Origin of the sequence: Limosilactobacillus oris DSM 4864, assembly GCF_001434465.1 — a bacterium.
Classification (GTDB): Bacteria; Bacillota; Bacilli; order Lactobacillales; family Lactobacillaceae; genus Limosilactobacillus; species Limosilactobacillus oris.
The window spans coordinates 1-2,179 of the sequence record NZ_AZGE01000056.1; the positions used below are offsets into that span (position 1 = coordinate 1).

The following is a 2,179-nucleotide window of genomic DNA, read 5'->3' on the forward strand; positions in this document are numbered from 1 at the left end:
CATCAGTACTTAAAATTGTAGAACCGATTTACTTAGTAGTGTTCTTGTCGTTGATCATGTGCTGCTCATCGACGGGGGTGTTGAAGAGGTTTTCATCTCGCCCGCGGCTGCACTCGGCCTGGATGGTAATGTGGCAAATATGGTACTTTTCCCGGAGAATCTTTTCAACCTGCGAATAAATTTCTTCCACTTCACTCAAACGAAGGTCGTCGCAGTTGAGGTGTGCAGAAAAGATGATATGATTTTCATCAATCATCCAGGCGTGGACGTGGTGAACGTCATTGACCCCCGCGACAGCCTTGAGGTCCGTGGTAATCTTGTCATAATCCAAGTCGGGTGAGGACTGCATCAGGATCTTAATCGTTTGGCTAATGATTGGAAGGGCTTCAAAGCCGATGTAGACGGCAACCCCGATTGTTAGCAACGGATCCAGCCAGGGAACGTTAACAAAACTGAGGATAATTCCCCCGATAATCACTGCCACGGACGACAGAGCGTCGCTGAGGACGTGCAGGTAGGTGGCCTTAACGTTCAGACTATCATGACTGCCAGAATGCAGGAGGGCGGCGGAAGCAAAATTGGCGAGCAGGCCAATGACGGCGACGATTAACATCAGTCGGCCATTAATATGCTCGGGATGGCCGAGTCGCTGGATGGCTTCCCCAATCAGGAAGATGGCAATTACCAAGAGCAGGAGGCTGTTGGTGAGGGCTGATAGGATTTCTGCCCGCCGGTAGCCATACGTCTGCCTCCGGTTTTCGGACTTGCCGCCGAGCTGCTGGGCGACATAGCCGAGGATGATAGAAAATGAATCACCCATGTTGTGAAAAGCATCTGAGAGGAGGGCCAAACTGCCTGACAGCAGGCCCCCGATGATTTCAACAACGGTAATCAAAACATTTAGCAGGGTGACGGCGAGGAACCGCTGCCCAGTAATTTTACTTTTCATTGTAGTTTACTCCTCAAAATAAAATTGCTTGCTACTAGTATATTAAAATTAGTGATTAAAGCTAACGAAAAAGTTAGGCACTCCGAACTAGACAGTTTAATATTATGCTATAATCGTAATATATTCAATACAGAGAATTACATTGATGACCGCACGTAGGCCAAATTTAACATGAGGTGAATTAGATTGACTCCGATGAAAGAAGACTACTTGAAGATTATTTTTGAGCTTGGCGGCAGTCATAAAAAAGTTTCTAATAAGGAAATTTCATTAGGGCTAGGGATCGCAGCCGGCTCGGTGACGGAAATGATTTCCAAACTTGCTGACGAGGGGCTGGTGGTGCACGAACCCTACGCGGGGATTTCCCTCACCGCTAAAGGGCAAAAGTACGCGGCCGAGTTGGTTCGTAAGCACCGCCTCTGGGAAACCTTCCTGGTGGATAAGCTGCATTACAACTTTGCGGACGTTCACTCGGAGGCAGAAGTGCTGGAGCACCAAACCAGCGACCGGCTTGCTGAAGCGCTGGATGACTTTCTCCAGCACCCGGATCACTGCCCCCACGGTGGTGTAATCCCATCTGCTAATGGTAAGTTTCCGGACGTAAGCCACCGCTTGCTCGCCGAAGCAGCGGACGGCGAAACGGTCGTTTTAGAACGCTTTTTGGATAATCACGAATTGTTGACCTACCTGGAAGAACTGCAACTGCGTCCCCAGGAGAAGGTGCAGGTAATCCGCCACGAACCGTTTGAGGGCCCGATTGTAATTACGAAAGACGGGGATGAACGCGAGATTAACGTTTCCTACAAGGCTGCTCATAACATCTTTATCCAGTAGTTAGGTTAATCACAGCTTTTATGGTATACTGACCATTGTAGTTTTTGAAGTGCGGTTGGTTTGTTTCATTATGAGAACCGGATCCAATTTTCACTAAATTAATTACAAATTTAGGCGTGTAAACGCAGAGGAGAGTTCTAATAATGGAACAAGGAACTGTTAAGTGGTTTAACAACGATAAGGGCTATGGCTTTATTTCCCGGGAAAGTGGCGACGATGTTTTCGTTCACTTCTCCGCGATTCAAGGGGAAGGCTTCAAGAGCCTGGACGAGGGCCAAAAGGTTAGCTTCGATGTTGAAGAAGGCGACCGGGGCTTGCAAGCGATCAACGTTGTTAAAGATTAGTAAATAATAAGGCCTGGGGATTGCTGAAGTGCAACAAAAAAGTTAGACAAAA

3 protein-coding genes are annotated in these 2,179 nt (G+C 47.7%); 2 read left to right on the plus strand and 1 reads right to left on the minus strand.

Annotated elements, in window-relative coordinates; all coding sequences use genetic code 11:
• Window positions 1–28: 28 nt before the first annotated feature.
• Window positions 29–949 (minus strand): cation diffusion facilitator family transporter, encoded by a 921-nt coding sequence (locus FC49_RS09540; protein ID WP_003714605.1) that lies wholly within the window; start codon window positions 947–949, stop codon window positions 29–31.
• Between the two features lie 186 nt (window positions 950–1,135).
• Here FC49_RS09540 and FC49_RS09545 point away from each other — a divergent pair, with 186 nt between their 5' ends.
• Both FC49_RS09545 and FC49_RS09550 read left to right on the plus strand, forming a co-directional pair.
• On the plus strand, window positions 1,136–1,783 hold the full coding sequence (locus FC49_RS09545; protein WP_003714610.1) for a metal-dependent transcriptional regulator: 648 nt from the start codon (window positions 1,136–1,138) through the stop codon (window positions 1,781–1,783).
• 143 nt (window positions 1,784–1,926) lie between these two features.
• The gene (locus FC49_RS09550) at window positions 1,927–2,127 is read left to right on the plus strand and encodes a cold-shock protein (RefSeq protein WP_056984885.1); all 201 of its coding nucleotides are present in this window, start codon (window positions 1,927–1,929) and stop codon (window positions 2,125–2,127) included.
• The last annotated feature ends 52 nt before the right edge of the window (window positions 2,128–2,179 follow it).